Here is a 19,114-nt window from a genome sequence, read left to right as displayed (position 1 = left end):
GCGCAATATCGATGGAGGCGCCCCGGGAAACGCACATGGTGAGCCGAGCGCCAGATCGCTCGGAGCGCAGGTCCTGGAGCCCGGAGCCGGAGCGCGCGCCGCCGGGACGCGCGTGTCGCGCGTGTTCAGGTCGTGTTCAGTTCGCTTCGCCGAGGGCGCGCCGAACTACCTTCTTGAATTTCGCGAGCGGCTGGGCTCCGCTGACCAGGTAACCGTTGATCACGAACCCGGGAGTCCCGGTGATGCCGGCGCTCCGCGCGGCCTGCGCGTCGGCCTCGACGGCGGCGCGATGGGTGTGCTCGTCGAGCGCCTTTGCGAAGCGCGCCGCGTCGAGCCCGAGGCTCGCGGCGTGCTGCTCCAGGGCCGCGCGGTCGAGGTTCGATGCGTCGTGAGCCTTGAAGAGCAGGTCGTGCATCTTCCAGAAGCCGGCCGGCCCTTTCTGCGCGAGCGCTTCCATGGCCGCTTCGGCGGCCAGCTGCGCCTCCGGGTGGAAGGGGAGCGGCAGGTGGCGGTAGACGACACGGACCTTGCCCGGGAACGCCTTGATGAGCTCGTCCATCGTGGCGGCGGCGCGCGCGCAAAAAGGGCACTGGAAGTCGGAGAACACCTGGATGACCACCTTGCCCGTAGCCGCGCCCTTGCTGGGGTGGCCCTTGGGCGCCGGCGGCACGGACACCTTCGGCGGCGGCGCCGGCGGGACCGCCTGCTTCTGGATGGCCTCGTACACCTTCGCGCGCGGCGTCCCGGCCACGACCATCGCCTCCGCCTTGGCGATCTCCTCGTCGATGATCGCCTGGAACTTCTCGATCGGCTGCGCGCCGACGAGGCTGCGGCCATTGATGAAGAAGTGCGGGGTCCCCTGGGCGCCGAGATCGTCGGCGAGATCCACGTCGGCCTCGATCTTGGCGGCGTGCTTGTGCGAGGCGACGGCGCGCTTCACCGCGTTGACGTTCAGCCGGAGGTCCGCGGCGACGGCCTCGAGGGCGGCGTCGTCGAGGGCGGCCTCGCCGGCGAGGAGGCGATCGTTGGCCTGCCAGAAGGCGTCGTTTCCCTTCTGGGCGCGGGCCTCGCGCGCGAGCTCTGCAGCGGGCTCGGCCCGGGGGTGGAACGGGAGCGGGTGGTCCTTCCAGACGACGCGCAGCTTGTCGCCGTACTGCGCCCTGAGCTTCTCGACCGTCGGCGTGACCCGCCTGCAGAACGGACACTGATAGTCGCTGAACAGCACCATCGTGACGAGCGCCGTATCCGCGCCGCGCACGGGCGAGTCCCCGACGGGCACGAGGTGCACCACGCCGCCGTCGCCTTCCTCTTCGGCGTCGTCGGGCTCCTCGGCAGGAGGAGCGAAGTTCTTCTTCGCGAGCGCCGCGTAGATCTTCTCCGGCAGCGTCCCCTCGGCGCGGAGCGCCTGCGCCGCGGCGAGCTGCGCGTCGATGATCTCCGCGAACCGCTCCGCCGGCTGCGCGCCGACGAGGAGGACGCCGTTGATGAACGCCGCCGGCGTGCCGTTCACGCCGAGCCGCCCGGCGAGCGCCATGTCCGCGTCGACCTTCTGCGCCGCCCTGCTCTGCTGGACGAGCTGCGGGATCTGGCCGGGGGTCACGCCGGCCCGCCGGAGCGCGGTGGCCTGGACCTCCGGCGAGAGCCGCTCGTCGGCCGTGAAGATGGCGTCGTGAAACGCCCAGAAGGCCTTGGGACCCGCGTGCGCGAACACCGCCATCGCGGCCTCGGCCGTCGGCCGAGCCTGCTTGTGGAAGGCGAGCGGGAAGTTCTTCCACACGACCCGCAGCCGCTCCGCGCCGTACCGCTGCTCCAGCTGCCTCAGCGTGCCGCCCAGGTGCTTGCAGAAGGGGCACTCGAAATCGGAGAACACGACGATCGTCACGGGCGCGAGCCGGCTGCCGCGCGCCGGATCCGCGCGGGTCACCGGCACCGGACCGGGGTCGCCGTCCGCGACCATCACCTCGTCATCGAACGTCGCTCCCGGATCAGCGGCTGGGCCCGGCTGCCGCGCGGGGGCGCCGCTGCTCTTCGCCTGCGAAGCGTCTGGAGGGGGCGGCGGCAGCGCGGAGCTGCAAGCCAGGGCGAACAGCAACGAGAGCCAGGCGACGGCGGCGATGGCGCGGCGAGACATCGCGCGAGTGTACTCCGGTTCCGCGATGACGCCTTCGCCGCGCGGGCGTCGCTGTGCCCAGCGCGGAACGCCTCGCCGCGCCGCCAGGCGCGATTGACGCCCTCGCCGCCTTCGGCCATGACGGGCGCGGCGCGCCGCTCTGCCGCGCCAGGAGAGCGCACCGGAAAGCCATGGAGAAGGTCTACAGCGCCGCCCGCGTCCAGCCGGAAGAGCACAGGGACGTCCTCGCGCAGCTCTGGAAAGAGAACCTCGCCCACGGCGAGGTATCGCAGGAGCTCGTGGAGCGGCGGATGCGCTGGTTCCAGGAGCAGAACCCGGCCGGCCCCCCGCGGACCTGGATGGGCTTTCACGGACCGGAGCGGGAGATCATCGGGAGCGGCTCGTTCTATCCGCGCGACCTGGTTGTCGACGGGCGCAAGCTCAAGGCCGGCGTGCTCGGCGACTTCGGCGTGACCAAGGCGCACCGCATCGCGGGGGCCGCCATGAGCATCCAGCGAGAGCTCGCGAGGGGCTGCCGTGACGCCGGGGTCGATTTCGTGTTCGGCTTCCCCAACAAGGCCTCATTCCCGATCTTCCAGCGCGCCGGCTACAAGAAGATCGCCGATTCCATCATCTGGGTCCGGCCCCTGATGGCCGCGTACAAGCTGAACGAGCTCGCTGCCTCGTCGGCAGGCGAGCAGCGGAACACCGTGAGCGCGGTGGTGCAGCGGATCGCCGAGCGGGCCGCGTCGGCGGTCCCCCACCCTCGCTGGCGCGCGCTCTGGGAGGCGGCGGAGCCGGGCGCCCCGCCCGCCCCGCTCGCGCAGGCGCTGTCGACCGCGGCGGAGCGCGCCGTCCAGCGGGCGACGGTGAAGCCGGACAACCTCCTGGTCCGGGCCGCGGGCAGCGCCCTCGATGCCTCGATGGCGCTCCGGGACACCGCCGCGTTGCTCGCGAAGGGGAGCCGCGTGCGCACCGAGCTCGTGGACGCCGCCGATCACCGCTTCGACGCGCTGTGGTCGCGGGCGAAGCCCTGGCCGGTCGTCGGCGAGCGGAGCGCCCAGTTCCTGAACTGGCGCTATGCGCAGCTCGGCAACGTCCGATACCGGTTCTTCTGCATGCTCGACAGGCATGACGGGCGGCTGCTCGGCTACGCCGTCTACTCGGTGCGGAACAACAAGGTCGAGATCAGCGACCTGTTCTGCGAGGACAACGGCCCCACGTTCGACGCCCTGCTGCTCGAGCTCTGCCAGGCGATGCGGCGAGAGGGGCACGTCTCCGTGGGCATGCTCCTCGTGACGCCCCCTTCGTTCAGCGCCCGCCTGCGGGCGCTCGGGTTCTTCTCCCGCCCCCACCCGCCTAACGTCGGCTCGCGGTGGCTCATCGTCCACCTTGATCCCGCCTTCCCCGACGAGCTGCGGCGCGTGCTGCTCGACGCGGAGAGCTGGTTCATGACCGACGGCGAGCTCGACGTCTGATCGCCCGGGCTCCCGCCTCCCGGGGGATCCCACCGATCCGCTGGACCACCTCCTCCCGCCGGTTACCCTTGCTTCTTCATGGATAACGAGGCGCCGGCCCTGTCCATCGCGCGGCTGCGCTCCGTCTGGGATGCGGAGGTAGGCCCCTCCGCGCGCCGCGCGCTCACCGCGGCCGCTTGCGCAGGGCTATTCGGCGCGGCGCACGTGGCGCGCGTGGGGTCGCCGCTCGCCCGCGGGCTCGCCGGCGCCGGGCTCGCGCTGCTGCTCGCGGCGATCGCCGCGCGGGCCATCCTCGTGCGCCGGCGGCGCGGCGACGCCCGGCGCACGGTGCGCGAGATCATCGGTCGCACGGACGAGGCGCTCGGCGCCGCCACCCTTCGGGCGCTCACGCTCGCGGATCGCGCCGCGGCCGACGATCGCGTCGGCTCGCCGGAGCTCGCCGGCCTGCACCTCCGGCGGCTGCTCGGCCGCGCCTCGCAGGCGCGCGTCGTCGAGCGCGCGCGCCAGGCGGCGACGCGGTGGGCGAGCGCGGGCCTCGTCCTCGGCGCGGCGGCGCTCGCGGCGGCGGCGATCGAGCCGTCGCGCGTCGTCGAGGGGCTGGACGTTCTCGCCGCCCGCGGCGGCGAGGCTCCCCTCGATCTGCCGTGGATCGAGGAGGTCGAGATGACGGCGGCGCCGCCCGAGTACCTGCACCAGGGCGCGGAGGAGCTCCTGCCGTTCGCCCCGACGATGCAGCCCCGAGGGACCGTGATCACGGTGCGCGGCCGCCCCGTCCGCGCGGGGCGCGCGCTCGTGCTGACGGACGGCGGCGCCGAGGTGCCGTTCGTCGACGACGGCAAGGGCAGCGTCGTCGCCCGCTGGACGCTCGGCGAGTCGACGACCCTCCAGGCGGCCGCGCGCTTCGGGCAGGTGCGCGTCCGGCAGGCCGACGCGCAGCGCGTCGTGTCGATCCCGGACGACGCGCCGCGCGTCACGCTCGAGGGCGCGCCGCGCACGGTGAAGCTCCTCAACGAGCCCAGCATCCCGCTCCGCTACGAGATCACCGACGATCACGGCCTGCGCGAGGTCGATCTCGTCCTGCGCGCCGGAGCGAAGGAGGAGCGGCGGGTGCTCTCGCGGCCGGCGGCGGACGCGAAGGTCGATCGCGGAGGCTACGAGCTCCGGGCGCGCGATCCCTTCTTCCGCAGGACGTACGTGCCCGTCGAGGTGCGGATCGAGGCGCGGGACAACGATCCGATCGAGGGCCCGAAGTGGGGCAGGAGCGAGGCGATCCTGGTCGTCCCGCCGCAGGTGGGCGAGCCCGAGGCGCGGCGCTACGCCGCGCTCGTGAAGGCGCGCGACGCCCTCACGGATCTGCTCGCCGACCGCATCGGCCAGAGGACGCCGGAGGCGGGCGGCGCCAAGGCGCACGCGGCGCACGAGGCCGAGGTGCAGGCGACGGCCAAGGCGGCGGTCGAGGCGGCGCTCTCCGCGGATCACGGCGGGCTGCGGGTGCGGGGGCGCGTCGCGTCGCTCGCCCGAGGTCAGCTGGCCCGGCTCGACACGGCGCTCGCCGCCGAGCGGAAGTCGACGACCCGCGCGGCGCACCAGGAGCTGCTCGACGAGACCGAGGGCGCGCTGCTCGCGTTCGACGCCGGCCTGCGCGGCCTGGGCCACCGCGACGCCCGGGCCGTCGCGCAGCGGCTCGCCGACGTCGCGGACGAGGCGGCGGCGGCGGCCGAGCTCCTGGGCAGCGGCGACCGCGAGGGCGGCGAGGTCCGCCTGGAGGCGGCCGTCACGGTGCTGGGCGGCGGGGGGGTCGAGCTCGGCAAGCTCGGCGAGCTCGGCCTCGACCTCGGCGAGATCGTCGCGAACGACCTGCGCCGGATCGCGCGCGCCCGCGGCGCCAGCGACTGGCTGCACGCCGAGCTTTCGGCGCGCGACCTCGCGGCGCGGCTCAGGCGGCCGGAGCCTTCGTTCGGCGGCGGCGGCCGCGGCGGGGTGGAGTCGGGCGCGCCGCGCGGGCCCGACCCCGGGGACGCGTCGAACGCCGACGAGAGCGTCGCCCAGAGCGAGCGGGATCTCGAGGAGCTCGCGCGCGATCACGCCGCCGAGACGAACGCGGTCGCCGAGGAGCTCTCGCGCGCGTCGCGGCCCGAGGACGTCGCGGCGCTCCGGGAGGAGGCGAAGAAGCACGCGGAGGCGATCCGAGAGGCCGTGCGGGACCTGCCGCAGCCGGGCGCGGCGCCGGGCTCGGCCGAGTCCGCCGCGGCGGCTGGCAGGGAGCAGGCCGAGGCGATGGCGGGCGCGCTGGAGCAGGGCCGCCCCGAGGAAGCGGTGACGAGCGGCCGGGGCGCGATGCGCTCGCTGGGCGACGCGAAGCGGCTCGGCGCGCAGGCCGGCGGCTTCTTCCCCGAGGAGCGCGCCGCTCGCGAGGCCGGCGAGGCGCAGCAGGCGCTCGCCGAGGAGCTGGCCTGGACCGAGGAGGCGCTGCGCAAGCTGCGGCAGGCGGCGGCAGAGCGGGCGCGGGACGGCCTTGGAAAGTCGAGCCAGCGCGAGGGGTCGCTCGCTGACCGCGCGCGCGATCTCCGCAAGCGGGGCGAGCGCGGCGACGGCCGCATGCCCGAGGAGATGCTCGATCGCCTCGACGAGGCCGAGCAGGCGATGCGCGACGCCCAGCGCGCCCTCGCCGAGGGGGACGGCGAGGGCGGCAACGAGCGCCAGCGCGACGCGCAGCGGCTGCTCGAGATGTCGCGCAGCGAGGACCAGGGTCAGGACGGCGACGCCGAGTCGGAAGGGGATCGAAACATGGCGAGGAAGGCCGACATCCCGGACAAGGACAAGCACAAGGGCCCCGAGGAGTTCCGCCGTCGCGTGCTCGAGGGGCTCGGGGGGACCTCGGAGCCGCGGCTGCGAGAGGCGGTCAAGCGTTACGCGGAGGGGCTCCTGAAATGACGCGCACAGGCGGTGGGGCGGCCACGGCTCGGCGCGGGGCGACGGCGATCGCGAGGCGCGGCCTCCGGGCGGCGATCCTCGCCGGGCTCGCGACGGCGTCGGCGACCGCGTCCGGACGCCTCACGGTCGGCGATCTCGATCGCGCGGCGCGGGCCCGGGCCGCGATCCTGGAGATCGACGTCCCCGCGGCGCGGGACGCCCTGAAGGACGCGGATCCGGCGGACCTCGCGCTCGCGCTCGAGCGCGGCCGCCTCGCCATCTACGAGGGCGACTGCGACGCCGCCTCGGCGATCCTCGCGCGCCCCGATCTCGCGGCGACGGCCGAGGGCGCGGCGCTCGGGGACATCGCGCGCGGCTGCGCCCGGGCCACCGCGGCGACGGTCGTCGTGAACGACGAGGAGCGCGGCGTCTGGGTGCGGCTCCAGGACGACGACGATCGCGCGCTCGTGCCGCTCCTCGTCGACGTCGCGGCGAGGACGCGCGACGTGCTCGCGAAGGACCTCGGCGTCGAGCTCCTCCGGCCGCTGCGGATCGATCTCGTCCGCGATCAGTTCACGCTCTCCGCGATGACGGGGCTGCCCGAGGACGCGGCGCGGACGACGGGCACGGTCGCCATCGCCAAGTGGGGGCGGGTGACGATGCTCTCGCCGCGCGCCACGCCGAGCGGCTACCCCTGGCTGGACACGCTCGCACACGAGATAACCCACCTCGCCCTGTCGCGCGGGACGCGCGACAACGCCCCGCTGTGGCTGCAGGAGGGCGTGGCCAAGCGCGAGGAGGTCCGCTGGCGCGAGCCCGACCCGCTGGACGACGTACCGTCCGCGGACGCGATCGCCTTCCTGGGCATCCAGAGGGGCCTCGGGCGTCCGCTCGACAAGATCGGCCCCTCGATCGCGATGCTCCCGAGCGCGGAGGAGGCGGCGGTCGTGTTCGCCGAGGTCGCGAGCTTCATCCGTTACTGGACGAGGGAGGCGGGCGACACGGCGCTGCCGCAGCTCCTGCGCCGGCTCAAGGACGCGAGCAGCGACGCGGACCTCGAGCGGGCGATCGCCGAGATCTCCGGCGCGGATCTCGCGGCCTGGGACAAGCGCTGGCGCGCCTACCTCGCCAGCGTGCCGGCCGACGTGCCGCCCGACCTCGCCCCCGGCGCGGACATGCCGCACCGGCAGGAGGTGAGCAAGCGGGTGCGGCTCGGCCAGCTGCTCCACGACCGCGGCCACCACGCCGCCGCCGCGGTCCAGCACGCGCGCGCGCAGGCGCTCGCGCCGCACGAGCCGGCGGTGCGCTGCTTCCTCGCCGCCGCCTTGCTGGCGTCGGGCGAGCGCGCGAGCGCCTCGCCCCTCGTCGAGCGGGTGGAGGACGTGCACAGCCGCTACGGCCGGTGGTGGTCGCTGCACGGGCTGCTCCACGGAGGCCCCGACGGGGACCGCGCCTTCTCGGCGGGCACGGCGCTCGATCCGCTGAACCCCGACGTGGCCTGCGAGGAGAAGCTGCCGCCCGATCTCCCCGGCGATCCCCTCCGTTCGGCCCTCTGCGAGGCCGCGCGCCGCAGGGCGCGCTAGCCCGTCGCGTCCGAGATCCAAAAAAAGACGGCGAGCCGAGGAAATAGCGCCGCTCGACGCAATGGCGCGCGAGCGGCGGTTTGTTCGCGAGGGCGCCCGCTCCGGATTCCGTCGCGCCGGAGCGCGCTCCTACGGTGCGCGGGATGCCGAACCCTGGTCGCATCCCCTTGATGATCGCGCTGGGCCTCGCCCTGCCGGCCCCGGCCTACGCCCACGGCACGCAGCGCGCGCCGCAGCCGCGCGTGCACAGCGAGTTCAGCGCGTCCTCCGTGCTGGCATTTGGCCTGACACCGACGGCGGGCCTCGGCCTCTCGCCCGCTGCCGCTCTCCGCTGGTCCGACCTGTCCGTGTCGCTCGAGGCGCGGGCGCTCGTCGCGCTGGGCGGCCCTCCGAGCGATCTGCCGAGCGCCGGGCCGCGGCGCATCAGCGTCGGGCTTGGGGTCATGTCGCTCTGCAGGCACCGGGACGACGTCTTCCTGTGCAACGTCTTCCAGCTCGGCGCTGTCCGCGCGCCCGTCTCAGAGAGCGTCACCCAGGCGGAAGGCGACGTCCTCTGGCTGCTCACCTCCGGCGCGCGCGGCGGCGCCGAGTGGCGCATCGCGCGGTACCTCCAGCTGCGCAGCTTCCTCGAGCTGCACGTCGTCCTGGCGCGCCCTCTGCTCACGGCCGGCGCGGCCGCGCGGTGGAAGACATCGGCCGTCGCGGCGATCGCCGGGATCGGCCTGACGTTCCCGGTGGACCCGGGGTGAGGAGGGTCGCGCCTGCGCCCCGCGGCCCGCGTCTCCGCGGGCCTCGCGCGGCGCGGGCGTCGGGCCGGAGGAGGTCGCGCGCACAGCGCGGCCTCAGTGCTTCGCGCGGAGCGCGCGCGCCAGGGTGTTCCTGCCGACGCCCAGCCGCTTCGCCGCTTCCGTCTTGTTCCCCTCGCACGCCCGGACCATCGCCTCGACGTAGCGCCGCGTCACCTCGTCGAGGGTGAGCCCCAGCGGCAGCGCCACCCGCGCGTCGCCCTCGGGCGCCGCGGCGGCGTGCGGCGGGGCGCCTTCGCCCCGGCGCGTCGGGAGGTGCCCCGCGGAGATGCGGCCGTCCGGCGCGAGGGCGATGGCGCTCTCGACCCAGTGCTCGAGCTCGCGCACGTTGCCTGGCCACGTATGAGCGCGGAGGTGGCGGAGCGCGTCCGGATCGAAGCGCGGCGACGGCCTGCCGTACCTCGTCGCGTAGACGTCCGCGAAGTGCCGCGCCAGCGTCTCGACGTCGTCGGGGCCGCGCTCGCGCAGGGCCGGCAGATCGATCTCGACGACGCGCGCGCGGTAGTAGAGGTCCTTCCGGAAGCGCCCCTCGGCGACCGCGCGCTCGAGGTCGCAGTGCGTGGCGCACACGACGCGGACGTCGGCGCGGAGCGACTGGCGACCGCCGACGCGCTCGAAGGAGCGGTCCTGCAGGAAGCGAAGGAGCTTGCCCTGGATGTCGAGCGGCAGGTCCCCGAGCTCGTCGAGGAACAGCGTGCCTCCCTCGGCGAGCTCGACCTTGCCCGGCACGCGCCGGTCCGCGCCGGTGAACGCCCCCCGCTCGTGGCCGAAGAGCTCGCTCTCGACGAGCTGCGCCGGCAGCGTCGTGCAGTCGACGGTGACGAAGGGCTTCGTCTGGCGCCGCGAGTTGACGTGGATCGCCCGGGCGAACAGGCTCTTGCCGGTGCCTGTCTCCCCGCGGAGCAGCACGGTCGCGTCGGTCTGGGCCGCCAGCTGGACCTTCTCGTACACGGCGGTCAGCCGCTCGCTCCGGCCGACGATCCGGTTGAACGGCCCCTGCAGCACGACCCCCGGGCCGCCGCCCTCGGCAGCGCGGAGCGTCGTCAGCGAGAGGGCGCGGGCGAGCTGCGTCGCGAGGGCGACGAGGTAGCGCTGGTCCTCCTCGTCGAAGGGCGCGCCAGCGCGGTTCAGCAGCTGGACGACGCCGCGGACCGGCGCGGCGCCGTCCTCGCGGATGGGCGCGACGAGCATCGAGCGCGTCGTGTAGCCCGTCGCCCGGTCCGCCGACGGATCGAAGCGCGGGTCGCGCGAGGCGTCGTCGACGCGCACGACCTGTCCGGTCGTGGCCACGTGCCCGGCGATGCCGCGCTCGAGCGGCTGCCTGAGCGAGGGGAGCTCGGGCAGCAGGGCGACGCGCGTCACGAGATCGCCGCGCTCGGCGTCGACGAGCCAGATCGTCGCGCGGTCGGCGCGGAGCGCCTTCGCGAGCCGCTCGCACGCCGTGCCGAGGAGGGCGTCGAAGTCGACCTCCCGGGCGAGGAGGGAGGCGAGATCGACGAGCAGCGAGAGGCGCGACATGGATAGCGGAGCAGCGTCCAGCATAGAGGGCGCCGCGCTTGTCGTCATCCGCGTCATCACGCGGCCCGCGCGAGGGCCTCGACGTGGATGCAGAGCCCCTCGCGCGCGGCGACCGAGCCAGGGAAGAGCTCGCGGGAGAGGCGCTCGATCTCCGCGACGCCGGCGTCCGTCCGCTGCGGGTCGTGATGGAACAGGACGAGCTTCCGCGCGCCGCACGCCCGCGCGATCTCCGCGCCCGCGACGTACGTCGAGTGCCCCCAGCCGACCTTCGAGCGCCCGCCGTCGCCGCGGTACTCCTCCGGGGTGTACTGCGCGTCATAGATGAGCACGTCGGCGCCGTCCGCGAGCGCGCGCAGCGCCGGATCGACGCAGGCGTAGTGCTCCGTGTCGGTCGCGTAGACGACGCTGCGGCCCTCGTGCTCGACGCGGTAGGCGAGGACGCCGCCCGGGTGGTTGAGCTTGGCGATCCGCACGTGCACCTCGCCCACATCGAACGCCTCGCCCGGCCGCGCCTCCCGCACGGCGATCTGCGCGCAGAGCTCGTCCATGCGGACGGGGAAGCTCGGCGCGGCCATCTGCGTCGAGAGCACCTCGCGGAGGCTCCCGACCCCGTGCGCGCTGCCCACGAACGACAGCCGCGAGCTCGGCAGGTACGCCGGCACGAAGAACGGCAGACCCTGGATGTGGTCCCAGTGCAGGTGCGACAGCAGCACCGTTGCCTCGACCGGTCCCTCCCGGAGCAGGGCATCTCCGAGCTTGCGTACGCCCGTCCCTGCATCGAGGATGATCCGCGACGATCCGCAGCGAACCTCCACGCAGCTTGTGTTTCCGCCCACCGCAGCCGTCTCCGGCCCAGGCGAAGCGATGCTCCCGCGAACTCCCCAGAACTTGATCTCCATCGTTGTTGCGAGCCTCCTCGGCCCTCTTCAGCGAGCGGCGTGCCAGGAGGCAGGCCCTTGAAATCGCTCCGCTTTTCTGCTGCGCCCGCGGAGGTCGATCGAAGTTGCAGCGCGAGGTCCGGATCGCCGCTTCAGAATGGAGCGCGTCGAGCGGACGGCCTGCGGGCCCTCGCGCCCCCATTTGCGCGGAGCGGCGCTTCGCGATTGACGCGCTCGCAGCGACGTGGAGAAACGTGGGGCGCGGGGGACGGGCCTGGCGTCGCGCCTCGGATCGCGCTGTGCGTCGCGTCAAGGCTGAGCTCCCTCGCTGGTTGGGGACCGCGCCGACGCTGGAAGGTTCGTCTGACCCGAGCGTTGACCAAGGTCCTTCCTGAGGCCTAGCATTCCTGCACCGCTCTCTTTCCCGCATCGTTACCGCTGCTCCGCACAATGACCGTTGCCACCTACGCCGCCGCACAGCTGTTGCGGGTGCTTCCGCGAGAGCGCATTACCCGGGCCGTTGGCCGCCTCTGCGACGCCAGAGCACCCGCCGCCGTCTTGAGCACGGTGGTGAAGCTCTACGCGCGCGCGTACCGCGTCGACATGGACGCCGCCGAGGTGCTGACGAGCCCTTACGAGAGCTTCGACGCGTTCTTCACGCGCAAGCTCCGCGAGGGGATGCGCCCTGTCTGCTCCGATCCCGGAGCCATCACCAGCCCTGCCGACGGACGGGTCGAAGCGATCGGCCCCGTGACCGAGGGCGGGCGGCTGACCATCAAAGGGCAGCCCTACCGCGTGGAAGACCTCGTGGGCGACCCCGCAGAAGCCACGCGCTATGACGGCGGGCAGTTCGCGATCGTCTACCTGTCGCCCCGCGACTACCACCGGGTCCATTCGCCCGTCGCCGGGCGGGTGAGCCTCATCCGCTCGATGCCGGGGGAGCTGTTCCCGGTGAACGCGATCGGCGAACGCCACGTCCCGGGCCTCTTCGCGCGCAACCGGCGCGTCGCGATCGTGATCGACACGGAGCGCCAGGGGCGCGTTACGGTGGTGATGGTGGGCGCGATGATCGTCGGACGGATCACGGTGAGCGCCGTCGACGCGCGCGACGTGCCGCTCGGCCTGCACACGATCTCGCCGGCACTTCCGGTCGCGTGCGGCGAGGAGATCGGCAAGTTCCACCTCGGATCCACCGCGGTCATGTTCGTGGAGCGCGGGGTGGCGCCCCCCTGGAGCAGGGCTCCTGGGCCGATCCTCTACGGCGAGCCGCTGGACGGAGGGGGCCAGCGATGACGAGCGAGCGGCCGCGCAACCCCCTGGCTACGCCCGCCCAGGAAGGCGGCGCCTCCGGAGAGCCCGGCGCGCCGCTGCCGGGCGAGGCAGGGAACGCGGCCGCACCGGCGCCGCAGGGAGAGCAGGGCTCGCTCCTCGCGCGAGCGTCCGCTCCACGGCCCGAGCGCTCGCCCAGCGCGCGCCCGCAGCTCGCGACGACGACGCCGCTGCCGCGCCTCGATGTCATCGCGGGCATCGCGGACGGGAGCTCCAGCGGGCAGATCGCGGAGATCCCGGACCTCGATCTCGACCCGCGGATCGCCGGACCGCCCACGGAGCGCTCGCGGCACGGCGCTCCCCTGCCGACGAACCCCAGCTCCAGGCGGTCCTGGCAGTCGCTCGCGACGGAGGTGGAGCGGGCGGCGGAGGTGGAGCGCGGCGAGGGCGCGAAGACCGGGCGACGGCGCTCGCGGCGGCTCGTGAACGTGTCTGGAGACGCAGCGCAGCAGGGCGACGATCAGGTCGCCACGCACGACCGCGCCACCGTGCCCGAGGATGCCGCGGCGCAGCGCTCGCGCGACGAGGCGGACGACGACGGGTGGCCTAGCGCCTCCGAGAGGCGGCCCAGCTACCCGACGCTCGATGCGCCCAGGCATCCCAGCGAGCCAGCGCTGGATGGATCCAGGCCCCCCAGCAAGCCGGCGGCGGCGACGGCGGCGGCGGCGAACCTGGCCGAGCTGGTCGCGCCCCGTGCGGTCCCGCGCCCGTCACCGAAATCCTCGAGCATGCCGCCGACGCCGGCGCCGAGCGGGCTCATCATCGATCCCGATTCGGTCGCGGTGATCCGGCCGCTGCAGATTGTCAGCATCGAGTCGGACCTGCCGCCGGTGCCGCCGGTCACCTTGGCCATCGAGCCCGCCAGACCGCCGCTCTTGACCGATCCGGCGGAGCACGAGTGGCCGCCGCTCCAGTTCAGGATCCGGCCGGACGATGTCCCGACCGGGATGGGCCTCGAGTCGTTCCCGGAAGGCCTCTCCGAGGGCCCGCCGACGGCGCGCGACGCCGCCTTCGACGCCCTCCAGCCGCAGCCTCGAAGGCGGCCCAGGAGGCAGGCCTCTGCGCCGGAGATCGACGCGCACCCCTTGGACTGGCCGCTGGGGGCGGGCGCGGACGAGGTCGCGGAGCTCGAGCCCGAGTCCGAGCCCGTCGCCGAGGCGAAGGCCGAGCTGTCGGGCGCTTCTCCCGCGGGCGGCGAAGGCCAGCAGGCGCAGGGCGACGCGACGCGCATCACCGTGCCGCCGAGGAGCACCGAGGTCGAGCTCGAGGAGGTCGAGCCCGAGCGCGACGCCGAGCTCGCCGACCCGGGCTCGGCCGCGCAGGCCGATCCGCACGCCACGCACCCCAAGAAGCCACCGCCGCCTCCCTTGCCGCCGCGGCGCCCGCGCGCGCAGGCGCTAGCATCGCCGGATCTCGCGACGTTCACGAGCTCGGTGCCGCCGCCGCCCGCGTCGGCGCCGCCCGTGTCGGCGCCTTCGTCGCACGGCGAGCCGTCCGCGTCCGCGCGGCCCGCGGCGCCCGCCGCGGCGCCCGCGGCGAAGCAGGTCGAGCACGATTCCGGCCCCTCGACCGAGCCCGCCGCGCGCCGGAAGCGCCCGTGGTGGGAGGAGCTCTTCGGCGACGACTTCCTGCGCACGCTCGACAAGATCGACAGCAAGGTGGTTCGCCGCGAGGTCGATTTCATCGAGGAGCGGCTCGGCGTCGAGAAGGGCGCGGTGATCCTCGATCTCGCGTGCGGCGCAGGCGGCCACGCGATCGAGATCGCCAGCCGCGGCTACAGCGTTGTCGGCTACGACCTGTCGCTCGCCATGCTCGCCCGCGCCGCCGACGAAGCGCAGGACCGCGGCCAGAAGCTGAACTTCCTCCAGGGCGACATGCGCGAGATGACGTTCGAGGAGACCTTCGACGGCGTCTACTGCTGGTCGACGAGCTTCGGCTACTTCGACGACGAGAAGAACGCGGATGTCCTCGCGCGCATCCGCCGCGCCCTCCGCCCGGGCGGGATGCTCCTGCTCGACATCGTCAACCGCGACTATGTGGCGTCCCGCCAGCCGAGCCTTGTCTGGTTCGAGGGGGACGGCTGCGTCTGCATGGATGAAATGCATGTGGATTTCTTCACGAGCAGGCTCAAGGTGAAGCGCACCGTCATGTTCGAGGACGGCCGCTCGCGCGAGCTCGACTACTCGCTCCGCCTCTACGGGCTGCACGAGCTCGGCAAGGTGCTCCACGAAGCGGGCTTCAAGGTCACCGAGGTGACCGGACACCCTGCGCACCCCGGCGTCTTCTTCGGCTCCGAGTCGCCGCGGCTCATCGTCCTTGCCGAGCGGAGCTGAGGCGCTAGGGCTCCCCGCGAATGAGCTTCGAGGCCGCGATCGCGCGCGCGCTGCCGGGGATCCCGCGCAGCGCCTCCCCCGTCGATCAGATCGCCTACGCCCGCGATCTCTGGCCGCGGCATCACCTCGCGGTGACGGAGGGCCGCATCGCCGAGCACCGGCCCGGGATGATCGTCTGGCCGTCCTCCGCGGGGGAGGTCGCCCAGGTGGTGCGCTTCTGCGCGGACGAGGGGCTCCCCTTGGTGCCTTTCGGGGCGGGCTCGGGCGTGTGCGGCGGCGTCTTGCCGGACGAGCGCACGGTCGTGCTCGACCTCAAGCGGCTCTCCCGCCGCCGCTCGCTCGATCGTCAGGCCCCGTCGGTCGAGGTCGAGGCCGGCGCGCTCGGCATCCGCTTCGAGGAGGAGCTCAACGCCGAGGGCTTCACGCTCGGCCATTTCCCGTCGTCCATCCTCTGCTCGACCGTGGGGGGCTGGGTCGCGGCGCGCAGCGCCGGCCAGTGCTCCGGGCTCTACGGCAAGATCGAGGACATGGTCGCGTCGCTCGAGTGCGTCGTCGGCCGCGGCGAGATCGTCCGCTTCGATCGGCGCGCGCGAGGCCCGGATCTCACGCCGCTCCTCATCGGCAGCGAGGGCGTGCTCGGCGTGGTCACCGCCGCGACGCTCCGGCTGCACCCGGCGCCGCCGGCGCGCGCGTTCGCCGCGTTCTCGTTCCCCGGCGTCGAGGCCGGATGGGACGCGATGCGGGCGATGTTCCAGGCCGGCCTCCGCCCGGCGGTCTCGCGGCTCTACGACCCGTTCGACTCCTTCATGGCCCGGCTGGGCGCTGTGCGCCGGCAGCGCGCCCACGCCGGCGCAGTCGATGAATCCTCCGAGGGGGCGGCCGCTCGGGGGCACGGCGCGCGCGGCCCTGGGGCCGGCGCCGCGGTGCTGCGCGGCCTGCTGCGCGCGCCGGGGCTCCTCAACCAGATCGTCGACGGCGTCGGGTCGCGCGTGCTCCGCGGCGCGACGCTCATCCTCATCTTCGAGGGCACGGCGCGCGCGAGCGCGGACGACCTCGCCCGCGCCGCGGCGATCGCGGAGCGCGGCGGGGCCAGGCCGCTCGGCGAGGAGCCCGCGCGCCACTGGCTCGCGCACCGCTACAGCGTGAGCTACCGCCAGGCGCCCGTGTTCATGGCGGGCGCGTTCAGCGACACCATGGAGGTCGCCGCGCCCTGGTCGCGCCTCGACGGGCTCTACCGCGCGGTGCGCGGCGCGCTCGGGCGCCACGTGTTCGTGATGGCTCACCTGTCCCACGCGTACCCGGACGGCTGCAGCATCTACTTCACCTTCGCTGGCAGCGCGCCGAGCGTCGCGGCGGCCGAGGCGAAGTACGACGCGGCCTGGCGAGCGGCCCTCGACGCCGCGATCGACGCCGGCGGGACGCTCTCGCATCACCACGGGGTCGGCCGCAGCAAGGCGCCGCGGCTCGGCGCCGAGCTCGGCCTCGGCGTCGACGTCATCCATGCGCTCCGCGGCGTCTTCGACCCCGCCGGCGTCATGAACCCTGGCAACCTGCTCCCGCGCGAGGCGTCCCCCGCCGCGCGCCGCCCGCTGCCGCCGCCGCCCGCGGCGCCTGTGCTCGATGGCGACTCCATGCTCGTGCACGCCGCCGGTACCGATCGCCTCGGCGACATCGAGCGCGCCCTCGAGCAGCGCGGCCTCACGCTGGCGATCGACTTCAGCGCGACCTCGCCCGAGCTGACGCTCGACGCGTGGATCGCGGCGGGCGCCCCCGGCGCCCCGGATCCGTGGAGCGATCCGGTCGATCACCTCGTCGCCGGGTTCACCGCGCGGCTCGCGTCCGGCGCCGAGCTCGCGGTGCGGCCCGCCCCGCGGCGCGCGGTGGGCCCCGATCTCTTCGCGCTGTTCCTCGGCGTGGGTGGGCGCGTCGGCGCCATCACGTCCGCGCACCTCCGCGCCCACGGCGCGTCGCGGTCCCGCGCCCTGCCGACCGCGCTGCCGAGGCAGCCGTCGCTCCGTGACGACGAGGCGGCGTGGCTCGACGCGGCGGTGAGCGCCGCCCGCGGCGTCCGCTGAGCGCGGTCGGCGCGGCGCTCACTCGGAGCGCGGACGGCGTTCAGCCGGGAGGCCAGGCCATCGGCCTTCCACCCATCACGTGGACGTGGATGTGGAAGACCGTCTGGCCGGCGTTCGCGCCGCTGTTCACCACGGTCCTGAAGCCGCTCTCCGTGATGCCGGTGAGCTCTGCGACCCGCCGCGCGGCGAGGAGCAGCCGGCCGAGGACGGCCTCGTCCTCGGCCGTGGCCTGGGCGATGCCCGCGATGTGGCGCTTCGGGATGACGAGCGCGTGCGTGGGCGCCTGCGGGTTCACGTCGTGGAAGGCGATGACGTGCTCGTCCTCGAACACGACCTTCGACGGGATCTCCTTGTTCGCGATCTTGCAGAAGATGCACATGGCCGCCTCCTACTCCCAGGGTGCTTGCGAGTCACGCCGCGCCCGGTCACGCGGCAGCGCCCTGGTCCCGGGGTCCGGCTCTCCCGGCTCCCCCTCGCCAGGAGACTCCAGCGCTCCGCCGGCCTTCCCCTCGGGCAGCAGCCGGGCGAGCGCGCGCTCGATCCGCGACGTGTCCGCCGGCTCGGGGAGGAGCTCATGCGGCAACGCGGCGCCTGTCGCCGAGCTCGGCGCGGCGCCCCCGCCGCCCGGCTGCTCGACCCGCGGGACCGCCCCGCGCGCGACCGCGATGCGGAGCACCGCGAGCTCCAGGGCGTCGAGCGCGGCGGTGCGCTTCAACCCGAGCGACGGCACGTCGTAGGTGAGCAGCGCGCCGCCGCTCGCGGCGGGCGCGAGCCCGGCGCGGTCCGCGCCCGCGACCAGCTGCCGCACGATGCTCCTGAGCAGCGCCGCCCGCCGCCGCACCCGGCGCGCCTCCGGGTCGGCGTACAGCGAGAAGAAGCGGTTTCGCGAGAAGGTCGACGGCGCCAGCACGAGCGCGACGAGCAGCGCCTCCAGATCGACGGGCGGCGCCCCTCTCTCGATGGACGGCGCCCCCATCACGTGGCGGGCTCCAGCGCGGGCCCCGAGAGCCCGCCGCGCCGCAGGAGCTCTGCCTGGCGGTGCGTGCGCAGCGCGCCGATGAGCTCGTCGAGGTCCCCTTCGATGATCTTGTCGAGCTTGTGCAGCGTGAGGCCGATCCGGTGATCCGTCACTCGGTTCTGCGGGAAGTTGTAGGTCCGCACCTTCTGCGCCCGCTCCCCCGTGCCGACCATGGTCCTTCGCTCGGCGCTCTGGGCCTCTTCCTGCCGGCGCTGCTCGAGCTCGAGCAGCCGGCTCCGGAGCACCTTCATCGCCTTCGCCTTGTTCTTCAGCTGGGAGCGCTCGTCCTGGCACTTCACGATCATGCCCGTCGGCAGGTGCTTGATCTGCACGGCGCTGTTCGTCGTATTGACGCCCTGGCCGCCGGGGCCGCCCGACGCGGCGATCGAGATCTCCAGGTCCTTGTCGTCGATGTGCACGTCGACCTCGTCGGCCTCGGGCAGCACGGCCACCGTCGCGGTCGAGGTGTGGATCCGCCCCTGCGTCTCCGTCGAGGGGACCCGCTGAACGCGGTGGACGCCGCCCTCGTACCGGAGGTGGGAGTAGACGTCCTGCCCCGTGATCAGCGCCGCGACCTCCTTGTAGCCGCCGGCGGAGGCCTCGCTCAGGTTGAGCACCTCGACCTTCCACCGCTTCGTCTCCGCGTAGCGGCAGAGCATGCGGAAGAGATCGGCGGCGAAGAGCGCCGCCTCCTCGCCGCCCTCGCCGCTGCGGATCTCGATCACGGTGTTTCGCGTGTCGTTGGGGTCCTTCGGGAGGAGGAGCACCTCGAGCTCGGCGGCGAGCCGCTCGCGCTCGATCTCGAGCTCGGGAAGCTCCGCCTGCGCGAGCTCGGACAGGTCGGGATCGCTCAGCGCCTCGCGATCCTCGGCGATGCGCCGCTCGACGTCCCGCAGCCGGGCGAAGGCGACGACGACGGGCTCGATCTCGGTCCGCTCGCGGTTGAGCCGCTGGAGCTCGGCCGGCGCGGAGAGCACCGCCGGGCTGCACATGAGGTGCTCGAGTTCCTGAAAGCGGCGCTGAACCGCCTCGAGTTTCGCGATAGGTAGCATCTGCAATCCGAAGACGACGCG

Annotated in this window: 13 protein-coding genes; 7 read left to right on the top strand and 6 right to left on the bottom strand. The window is 74.0% G+C overall.

Annotated features, from left to right (window positions below; translation table 11 throughout):
• Positions 1-136 precede the first annotated feature (136 nt).
• Complete coding sequence (locus WMF12_RS47415) at positions 137-2,131, bottom strand: DsbA family protein (RefSeq protein WP_437856775.1); 1,995 nt, start codon at positions 2,129-2,131, stop codon at positions 137-139.
• Between the two features lie 170 nt (positions 2,132-2,301).
• On the opposite strand from WMF12_RS47415, the gene WMF12_RS47410 reads away from it, so the two are divergent.
• The 4 genes from WMF12_RS47410 to WMF12_RS47395 all read left to right on the top strand — a co-directional run bounded on the left by WMF12_RS47410 (position 2,302) and on the right by WMF12_RS47395 (position 8,833).
• Positions 2,302-3,588, top strand: coding sequence for a GNAT family N-acetyltransferase (locus WMF12_RS47410; RefSeq protein WP_437856761.1), 1,287 nt, complete (start codon positions 2,302-2,304; stop codon positions 3,586-3,588).
• Between the two features lie 78 nt (positions 3,589-3,666).
• Complete coding sequence (locus WMF12_RS47405; RefSeq protein ID WP_437856758.1) at positions 3,667-6,522, top strand: DUF4175 family protein; 2,856 nt, start codon at positions 3,667-3,669, stop codon at positions 6,520-6,522.
• Entirely contained in the window at positions 6,519-8,084 is a 1,566-nt protein-coding gene (locus WMF12_RS47400; protein ID WP_437856752.1) for a hypothetical protein, read from the top strand. The genes WMF12_RS47405 and WMF12_RS47400 overlap by 4 nt, the downstream gene beginning before the upstream one ends.
• Positions 8,085-8,227: 143 nt before the next feature.
• On the top strand, positions 8,228-8,833 hold the full coding sequence (locus WMF12_RS47395; RefSeq protein ID WP_437856748.1) for a hypothetical protein: 606 nt from the start codon (positions 8,228-8,230) through the stop codon (positions 8,831-8,833).
• Positions 8,834-8,926: 93 nt separating this feature from the next.
• Here WMF12_RS47395 and WMF12_RS47390 read toward each other — a convergent pair whose 3' ends face one another.
• Positions 8,927-10,408 carry a sigma-54-dependent Fis family transcriptional regulator gene (locus WMF12_RS47390; protein WP_437856741.1) on the bottom strand — a complete coding sequence of 494 codons (1,482 nt, stop codon included), beginning with the start codon at positions 10,406-10,408 and terminating at the stop codon, positions 8,927-8,929.
• 56 nt (positions 10,409-10,464) lie between these two features.
• Positions 10,465-11,307, bottom strand: a complete 843-nt coding sequence (locus WMF12_RS47385) for an MBL fold metallo-hydrolase (RefSeq protein WP_437743285.1) — start codon at positions 11,305-11,307, stop codon at positions 10,465-10,467.
• Between the two features lie 546 nt (positions 11,308-11,853).
• On the opposite strand from WMF12_RS47385, the gene asd reads away from it, so the two are divergent.
• Genes asd through WMF12_RS47370 form a run of 3 tightly spaced genes read left to right on the top strand, consistent with a single transcriptional unit; the run spans position 11,854 to position 17,023 of the window.
• Positions 11,854-12,579, top strand: a complete 726-nt coding sequence (gene asd, locus WMF12_RS47380; protein ID WP_437873965.1) for an archaetidylserine decarboxylase — start codon at positions 11,854-11,856, stop codon at positions 12,577-12,579.
• A complete protein-coding gene (locus tag WMF12_RS47375; protein WP_437856712.1) occupies positions 12,576-14,948 on the top strand; it encodes a methyltransferase domain-containing protein in 2,373 nt (790 codons plus the stop codon). Before asd ends, WMF12_RS47375 begins: the two co-directional genes overlap by 4 nt.
• Positions 14,949-14,968: 20 nt before the next feature.
• Positions 14,969-17,023, top strand: coding sequence for an FAD-binding protein (locus WMF12_RS47370; protein ID WP_437856705.1), 2,055 nt, complete (start codon positions 14,969-14,971; stop codon positions 17,021-17,023).
• A gap of 40 nt (positions 17,024-17,063) precedes the next feature.
• On the opposite strand, the gene WMF12_RS47365 is transcribed toward WMF12_RS47370, so the two are convergent.
• The 3 genes from WMF12_RS47365 to prfA are packed head-to-tail and all read right to left on the bottom strand — an operon-like array spanning position 17,064 to position 19,093.
• Complete coding sequence (locus tag WMF12_RS47365; RefSeq protein WP_437856695.1) at positions 17,064-17,402, bottom strand: histidine triad nucleotide-binding protein; 339 nt, start codon at positions 17,400-17,402, stop codon at positions 17,064-17,066.
• A 9-nt stretch (positions 17,403-17,411) separates the two neighbouring features.
• Positions 17,412-17,999 (bottom strand): hypothetical protein, encoded by a 588-nt coding sequence (locus WMF12_RS47360; RefSeq protein WP_437856687.1) that lies wholly within the window; start codon positions 17,997-17,999, stop codon positions 17,412-17,414.
• Entirely contained in the window at positions 17,999-19,093 is a 1,095-nt protein-coding gene (gene prfA, locus WMF12_RS47355) for a peptide chain release factor 1 (RefSeq protein WP_437856681.1), read from the bottom strand. The genes WMF12_RS47360 and prfA overlap by 1 nt, the downstream gene beginning before the upstream one ends.
• Between the last annotated feature and the right edge of the window lie 21 nt (positions 19,094-19,114).

The sequence above is a fragment of the Sorangium sp. So ce363 genome, assembly GCF_051520435.1.
GTDB lineage: Bacteria > Myxococcota_A > Polyangia > Polyangiales > Polyangiaceae > Sorangium > Sorangium cellulosum_B.
The sequence above is the reverse complement of the archived record's forward strand: the minus strand, read 5'-3'. Positions and strand labels throughout refer to the sequence as shown.

Excerpts from the sequence above, each read along its gene's own strand:
- WMF12_RS47415 (WP_437856775.1), bottom strand. The coding sequence starts at position 2,131 with ATGTCTCGCCGCGCCATCGCCGCCGTCGCCTGGCTCTCGTTGCTGTTC.
- WMF12_RS47410 (WP_437856761.1), top strand. The coding sequence starts at position 2,302 with ATGGAGAAGGTCTACAGCGCCGCCCGCGTCCAGCCGGAAGAGCACAGG.
- WMF12_RS47405 (WP_437856758.1), top strand. The coding sequence starts at position 3,667 with ATGGATAACGAGGCGCCGGCCCTGTCCATCGCGCGGCTGCGCTCCGTC.
- WMF12_RS47400 (WP_437856752.1), top strand. The coding sequence starts at position 6,519 with ATGACGCGCACAGGCGGTGGGGCGGCCACGGCTCGGCGCGGGGCGACG.
- WMF12_RS47395 (WP_437856748.1), top strand. The coding sequence starts at position 8,228 with ATGCCGAACCCTGGTCGCATCCCCTTGATGATCGCGCTGGGCCTCGCC.
- WMF12_RS47390 (WP_437856741.1), bottom strand. The coding sequence starts at position 10,408 with ATGTCGCGCCTCTCGCTGCTCGTCGATCTCGCCTCCCTCCTCGCCCGG.
- WMF12_RS47385 (WP_437743285.1), bottom strand. The coding sequence starts at position 11,307 with ATGGAGATCAAGTTCTGGGGAGTTCGCGGGAGCATCGCTTCGCCTGGG.
- WMF12_RS47375 (WP_437856712.1), top strand. The coding sequence starts at position 12,576 with ATGACGAGCGAGCGGCCGCGCAACCCCCTGGCTACGCCCGCCCAGGAA.
- WMF12_RS47370 (WP_437856705.1), top strand. The coding sequence starts at position 14,969 with ATGAGCTTCGAGGCCGCGATCGCGCGCGCGCTGCCGGGGATCCCGCGC.
- WMF12_RS47365 (WP_437856695.1), bottom strand. The coding sequence starts at position 17,402 with ATGTGCATCTTCTGCAAGATCGCGAACAAGGAGATCCCGTCGAAGGTC.
- WMF12_RS47360 (WP_437856687.1), bottom strand. The coding sequence starts at position 17,999 with ATGGGGGCGCCGTCCATCGAGAGAGGGGCGCCGCCCGTCGATCTGGAG.
- prfA (WP_437856681.1), bottom strand. The coding sequence starts at position 19,093 with ATGCTACCTATCGCGAAACTCGAGGCGGTTCAGCGCCGCTTTCAGGAA.